Source organism: Dietzia sp. DQ12-76, assembly GCF_014145045.1.
Taxonomy (GTDB): domain Bacteria; phylum Actinomycetota; class Actinomycetes; order Mycobacteriales; family Mycobacteriaceae; genus Dietzia.
This window is the reverse complement of record NZ_JAALDV010000038.1, coordinates 1-5,817: the sequence shown is the minus strand read 5'-3', so window position 1 is coordinate 5,817 and position 5,817 is coordinate 1. Positions and strand designations below refer to the sequence as shown.

Genomic DNA, 5,817 nt, shown 5'->3' with positions numbered 1-5,817 from the left:
CCGACCCGGCGGTGCCGGGAACGGGGGCGAAGGTGGGACGCGCGGGCGAACCCGGTGTTCGGGATCCCCGCACGGCGACCGCCGGAGGAGTGCTCGGGGACACCGGCGCGGACGTGAGCTGGCTGACCGGGGCTGCGGCGGTCATGATCCTCGGCGGCACCCTGGCCCTGGGGCTGGCCCGACGCAACCGCCGCAGCATCCCCGAGACCACGAGGGAGTGATCATGGTCAGCGTCCCCCTGCCCGTCGTCATCGGCGAGGTCACCACCCCGGGTCCCGCCGCGGTCGACCTTCTGGGGCGAGGGGCCGTCCTGCTGTTCGACCTGCTCACCTCATGACAGGGAACGCTACGATGACCGAGAGTGAGTGGGCCGACTACGTCGCGTGGTCGGGTCTGGACGAGGACCGACTAGCAGAGATCCTTCGTGACCGTGGGCCGGACCGTGACCGTGAGCGTGATCCGGACGTCGGGCCGGAGACCGCCACGTGGCTGCGACGCCTGTCGAGCCGGTGCCGGACGTCAACGTCGTCGCGAACCCGCCATCGCGGGGCCGGAGAACAGCGCGATTCCTAGGACGAAACCGAAGTCGTACCAGTTGCCGTTGTTGTTCACCTCGTAGATGGTCACGGTGTCGGTGAACAGGGAGATGATGAAGGTCACGGGCAGGATGAGCCCGTGCCACAGGCCCCACCAGAATCCGAGGCCTTCCGGGGAGACATCGACGTTGGGCCCCGCTGCGCACGCACCGAGGGACAGGACGACGGCGAGGAGGACGGCGGCGGCGAGCCCGTGTCGTCCCCGGGAACTCACCTCCGCCGTCCCCGCCAGAAGTACAACGCGGGCCCGACGAAGTTGACCGCGATGACGGCGGCCCACCTGCCCTTGGAACCGCGCACCTGCTCGGCGGGCCGGAAGGCCAGGTCGGTCCACGCCGTGACCGCGAGCGACACCTGGATGGACATCAGTGTCAGGATCGCGGCCTTCTGGCCGTCAGACAGATCGCTCCACGACTTCTTCCGCATGGTTCCTCCCGGGATCGGACTGGGAATGGGACTTTCCTTACACTAGTGGCTCGTGCGGCCTCGCGAGGGTCGAAGGGTCGGAGCGACGATTCGCTCCGAGACGGCGCCCGTGACCGCGGCGAAGACCGCCTTGTGCGCCATGTCCACCACCTGCTCTCGGACAGGCCAGGAGGTCGGAGGCGCCCCCACCCCCGTCGCGTTCTCCACGGTCTGGTCGAAGCCCAGCCGGATCACCGTATGCCAGCCCGTCGCATGAACCCCACGGATTCCCGTGACCGCCCAGACCCCGCGGAGAGCGCCGAGTGCGGCCCCGGTGCCGAAGTGCATGAGGTGGTTCCACGTGTCGGGGCGGTCACTCTCTCCGGGCCGCCGGCCCAGCAGCGTGAGAAGTGCGCGCGCGGGGACGTACGAGTTCGGGCGGCCGGTGAGCAGCTGCTCACCCTTCTCCCCGAGGGTCATCACGCCCGCCCCGACTACTCCGGCGAGGGCCCCGGCTCCGGCTGCTCGCGCGAGGTGTAGTGCACGGCTGTCGCTCATCGTGTCGTCTCCTCGGATTGTGGGGAACCGCCGGACCGTCCGGCGAGATGATCTGTGGAACGGGCGAGAGCGGGATTTCCGGGGAGGAACCGGTCCCGCAGTCGTGAGCCCGGGTACCAGCCGGTGAAGAGCAGGACGATGAGCGCGAGGTCGATGACCTCACCGCCGTAGAACATGAGCTGGGCCCCGACCCTGGCGTCCGCCGGGTCGATGCCGGCCGGGGGGTGCCCGTACAACCACCTGCCGAGAATCGAATGCGCGCCGATGAACAGGACCAGGACCACCGCGCGTGTCCGGAAGCTCGCGCGGTGCGGGTTCGGGTCCGGCCCGATCATCGCCACGGTGAACAGCAGGCCGGCGAGGAACACGTGCAGGTGGACGAGGACGTGGACCGCGTGTGACTCGTGCATGAGCGCGAAGAGGTCGGTGGTGTAGAGCACCCACAGGCCCCCCGCGTTGAGCACGGCCGCGACGACGGGATGGGTGAGCACCCGCGCCGGCGGGGACCGCAGCACGCGCGAGACGACCCGGGCGTGCCGGGTGGGCAGAGTCCTCAGCGCGAGGGTCACCGGGGCCGCGAGCACCAGAAGGAGCGGTGCCAGCATGCCCATGAGAAGGTGGACTCCCATGTGGGCGGTGAACCCCGAGTGTGCCGCGGAGGCGAGGGGGCCGACCCACGCCGCCCCCAGGCAGAGCAGCCCCGCGATCCACAACGCGGTCCGATATCGGGGCCACCGGCCTCGGCGACGGTGCCGACCGGCAGCCATCAGGTAGGCGGCCGCCGCCATCGCGATCAGGGGAACGCCGAGTACCTCGGGCATCGGCCAGGAGGAGGGTTCGGGATGCGCGTGATCGTGGGTCACCGGACTCAGTCCCGGGAAGGGCGGGACGTCGGCGTCCGCTCCGGGGGAACCGCGGTCCGCCACAGGATCAACAGTCCTGCCAGGAGGAGAGCAACAGCCGAGGAGATCCACACCAGGTCGTAGACGAACAGGTCGACGCCGTAGCGGATCTGGTGGACCCGGAGGATCTTGTGGAAGACGATCCCGTCGAACAGCTGGAACGCGCCGACTCCGGTGAGGACCGCACCGGACCACCGCCCCCACGGGACGACCATCGTGTGCCGGACCTCCCCCAGCATGAACAGGCCCCACACGGTGATGAGCCAGGTGGCGCCGTGGAACAGCCCGTCCGCCAGGAGGGCGACGTTGGGGGTGGAGAGGTCGTAGAAGTGGTGCCACTGCAGGAGCAGGTGAAAGACGAACAGATCGATCACCGACCCGGCGATCCCGCAACCGAAGAGGAACCCGGACAGGACCAGACGCCGGCTCGCCCGGGGGTCCGCGGTGCGGATCTCAGTAGAAGGTGGCGACACCGTGCGTCCTCCTCGCGAGGGGTCGGGTGCCGCTGAGCCTAGGGCCGGCGGCGAGAGGTCACCACCGCTGCACGCGGGGGCCGACAGGCCGGGAACCTACTCCCGCGCGGGCTCGCGCCCCTCGGATTTCTCCCTCTCCCACTCCGCCCGGTCCCGCATCTCCCTGGGGCGGAAGTAGAACAAGCCGGAGAGCAGCGCCACGAGGAAGGCCGCGAGCATCACGAAGAACAGGGGCCAGACGCCGGTGAGGAAGATGATCGGGACCGCCATCGCGGTGACGAGGCCACCGCCGAAGAACGGTTCGAAGACCAGCTGCTTGTAACCGAACGCCTCGAACGCGGGGCTCTCCGCCTGCGGGTCGACCACCCGCATGAGGATGAGGCCCGTGGCGGTGACGCCCATCGACTGGCCGAAGTCGCCGATACCGCGCTCGAACCAGTAGCGACCGATGATCCGCGGCGCCAGCATCAGGAAGACGGCGACGTTGAAGACGATCCCCGCGACCGCCAGGATCACGAAGACACCGATGTTCTCTCCGATCGCCTGGAGGGACAGGGTGGCGATGGCGGCGACGATGAGGAAGTCGAGCGCCCACCCCTGGATCCGCAACATGATCTGGGCGTCGATCACGTGCGCGAACCCGGCCTTGGTGGCCACGAACTGCACGATCACGCCACCGAGGAGGGCGATGGGGAAGAGGGGGACGTAGGCGAAGATCTCCAGCGGCGTGTTGTCGTCGAGCATGATCGACGCGTAGGTCGCCTGCTCGATCCAGCGCAGGCCCTCCAGGATCACGAGGCCGACGAGGATCGCCACGGTGACGATTGCGATGTGGAGCGACAACGGCTCGACCGAGGACGGGCGGGACGTCATCTTGCCGGCGGAGTAGTACTCGTCCTCGCGGAAGAGCCCCTTCTGTTCCTCGATAGACATCTTGGCGCTCCCGGTGACGATCTCCGTCCGTCCGGTGCGCACCGCCCAGTTGATCAACCCGATCCCGATGACGATCCCGCCCACGATGCCCACGGTGGCCAGACCGACGGCGAGGTCGGCGCCCTCGCCGAAGCCCAGCTCGTCGAACACCGGTCGCATCCCGGCAGCGGTACCGTGGCCGCCCTCGAACCCGATCTCGATGAGCGCGCCGGTCATCGGCGCCGCCGCCAACGTCGGGACGAGGATCAGCGCCGCGAGCAGCAGACCCACGACGTACTGCCCGGAGGCGAGTGACACGCCGAGCGAGAGCTGGGGGCCGACGAGCTTCACGGCCCGCTTCGCGGTCGGGAGCTTCTGGCCGAGGAACATGGTGGCGAAGATGACGCTGATCAGAAGCCCCGGCAGCGAGGACCACACCTCCACCATCGGTTCGGTGAACAGTCCGTTCTCCCCCCAGGGGCCGCCGATCCGGCCCAGCACCTCGGGGCCCAGGAGGAGGAGCAGCGCTCCGGCGACGATCGAACTGGGGAGGAACAGTGACTGGACGATCCCCACCTTGACGCGGATGATCTTGCCGATAAGCAGCGCCAGTCCCAGGATGAGCAGGGCGAGTCCCACCGCGTTGGCCGTCATGGGGCTACCTCGGTTCCGGTCGGTGATGCATGGCGCGTACGCCGCCCCGTCTCTCTACATCTGGCGATGCACGGGGCGACTCGTCGGTTGTGAGGAATGTACGCCGTGCCATCCCTCAAATGAACCTGAACCGCTGATCGGTAACCATGCCGTCACGTTCGCCGCCTTCGCCCCCGGAGTCGGTCATCATCGAGAGGTGACGGAGAAACGGTGGGCGGAACTGACGGAATGGCCCTTGATCGGCGCAGCCCTGGCCTTCCTCGCCGCCTACGCGGTCTCGGTGCTGGTGAACCCGGAGGGCACAGGGGGCGTGGTCACCGAGATCGTGATGGTGGGGACCTGGGTGCTCTTCGCGGTGGACTTCGCGGTGCGACTGGCGTTGGCGAGACCGCGGGGTCGGTGGCTGTTCACGCACTGGTACGAACTGGTGGTGATCGCCCTGCCGATGCTCCGGCCGTTGCGCCTCCTCCGTCTGATGATGCTGCTGAGCATCATGCACCGCTCGGCGGGGACGGCTGTGCGCGGCCAGGTGATCGCGTACGCCGCGGGGTCGACGTCGGTCCTGTTGATCGTGTCCTCCCTGGCGATTCTGGATGCGGAGCGCGGTGCTCCCGGAGCGTCGATCGAGACCTACGGTCAGGCGTTGTGGTGGGCGGTGGTCACCGTCACGACGGTCGGGTACGGGGATATCGCGCCGGTGACCCCGACGGGCCGGATGATCGCGACGGGACTGATGCTCGCCGGGATCGCCCTGCTGGGCGTCGTCACGGCCACGCTCGCCTCGTGGATCGTGGACCGGGTCAGCGAGCAGGATGAGGTCAACCAGTCCGCGACTCAGGCTCAGGTCAGCCGGTTATCGGCGGACATCGCGGCACTGCGGGAGGACCTCGCACGGCTCGGCACCGTCACGGAGGGCGGGAGCGGACGGGCCGACCACCCCGCGACGGAGCCGTACCGTTGACGGTATGACTTCCCAGGAGCGGTCCGGCGTGCGGCTCGGCGACGATTTCGCCCGCGGCTTTCCCGATCTCGGCGTGCCGTGGACGGCGGCCGAGGCCCCGACCCCGCGACTACTCGCCCTCAACGACCCGCTGGCCGACGAGCTGGGGATCGATCCCGACTATCTCCGGTCGGAGGAGGGACTACGACTGCTGACCGGCACGCACGTCCCCGCCGGCGCCACCCCGGTCGCGCAGGCGTACGCGGGACACCAGTTCGGGGGCTACTCGCCGCGACTGGGCGACGGGCGGGCCCTGCTGATGGGCGAGCTGGCGGACGGGCGCGACCTGCACCTCAAGGGGTCCGGGCGCACGCCGT

9 protein-coding genes are annotated in these 5,817 nt (G+C 69.1%); 3 read left to right on the top strand and 6 right to left on the bottom strand.

Annotated elements, in window-relative coordinates:
* The coding region (locus tag G6019_RS17055; RefSeq protein ID WP_206681798.1) for an LPXTG cell wall anchor domain-containing protein at positions 1 to 221 on the top strand (221 nt) is incomplete at its 5' end.
* A gap of 298 nt (positions 222 to 519) precedes the next feature.
* Here G6019_RS17055 and G6019_RS02115 read toward each other — a convergent pair.
* The 6 genes from G6019_RS02115 to G6019_RS02090 all read right to left on the bottom strand — a co-directional run bounded on the left by G6019_RS02115 (position 520) and on the right by G6019_RS02090 (position 4,500).
* Complete coding sequence (locus G6019_RS02115) at positions 520 to 810, bottom strand: hypothetical protein (RefSeq protein WP_107757710.1); 291 nt, start codon at positions 808 to 810, stop codon at positions 520 to 522.
* Entirely contained in the window at positions 807 to 1,022 is a 216-nt protein-coding gene (locus G6019_RS02110; protein ID WP_107757709.1) for a hypothetical protein, read from the bottom strand. Before G6019_RS02110 ends, G6019_RS02115 begins: the two co-directional genes overlap by 4 nt.
* 42 nt (positions 1,023 to 1,064) lie before the next feature.
* The gene (locus tag G6019_RS02105; protein ID WP_107757708.1) at positions 1,065 to 1,559 is read right to left on the bottom strand and encodes a hypothetical protein; all 495 of its coding nucleotides are present in this window, start codon (positions 1,557 to 1,559) and stop codon (positions 1,065 to 1,067) included.
* Positions 1,556 to 2,422 (bottom strand): cytochrome c oxidase assembly protein, encoded by an 867-nt coding sequence (locus tag G6019_RS02100; protein ID WP_231750401.1) that lies wholly within the window; start codon positions 2,420 to 2,422, stop codon positions 1,556 to 1,558. The genes G6019_RS02105 and G6019_RS02100 overlap by 4 nt, the downstream gene beginning before the upstream one ends.
* 5 nt (positions 2,423 to 2,427) lie before the next feature.
* Positions 2,428 to 2,934, bottom strand: coding sequence for a DUF2243 domain-containing protein (locus G6019_RS02095; RefSeq protein ID WP_107757707.1), 507 nt, complete (start codon positions 2,932 to 2,934; stop codon positions 2,428 to 2,430).
* 96 nt (positions 2,935 to 3,030) lie between these two features.
* Entirely contained in the window at positions 3,031 to 4,500 is a 1,470-nt protein-coding gene (locus tag G6019_RS02090) for a sodium/glutamate symporter (protein WP_107757706.1), read from the bottom strand.
* A gap of 196 nt (positions 4,501 to 4,696) precedes the next feature.
* Between G6019_RS02090 and G6019_RS02085 the strand changes: the two genes are divergently transcribed.
* Complete coding sequence (locus G6019_RS02085; protein ID WP_182611903.1) at positions 4,697 to 5,461, top strand: potassium channel family protein; 765 nt, start codon at positions 4,697 to 4,699, stop codon at positions 5,459 to 5,461.
* Positions 5,462 to 5,465: 4 nt separating this feature from the next.
* On the top strand, positions 5,466 to 5,817 hold a 352-nt coding region (locus G6019_RS02080; RefSeq protein WP_182626953.1), incomplete at its 3' end, for a protein adenylyltransferase SelO family protein.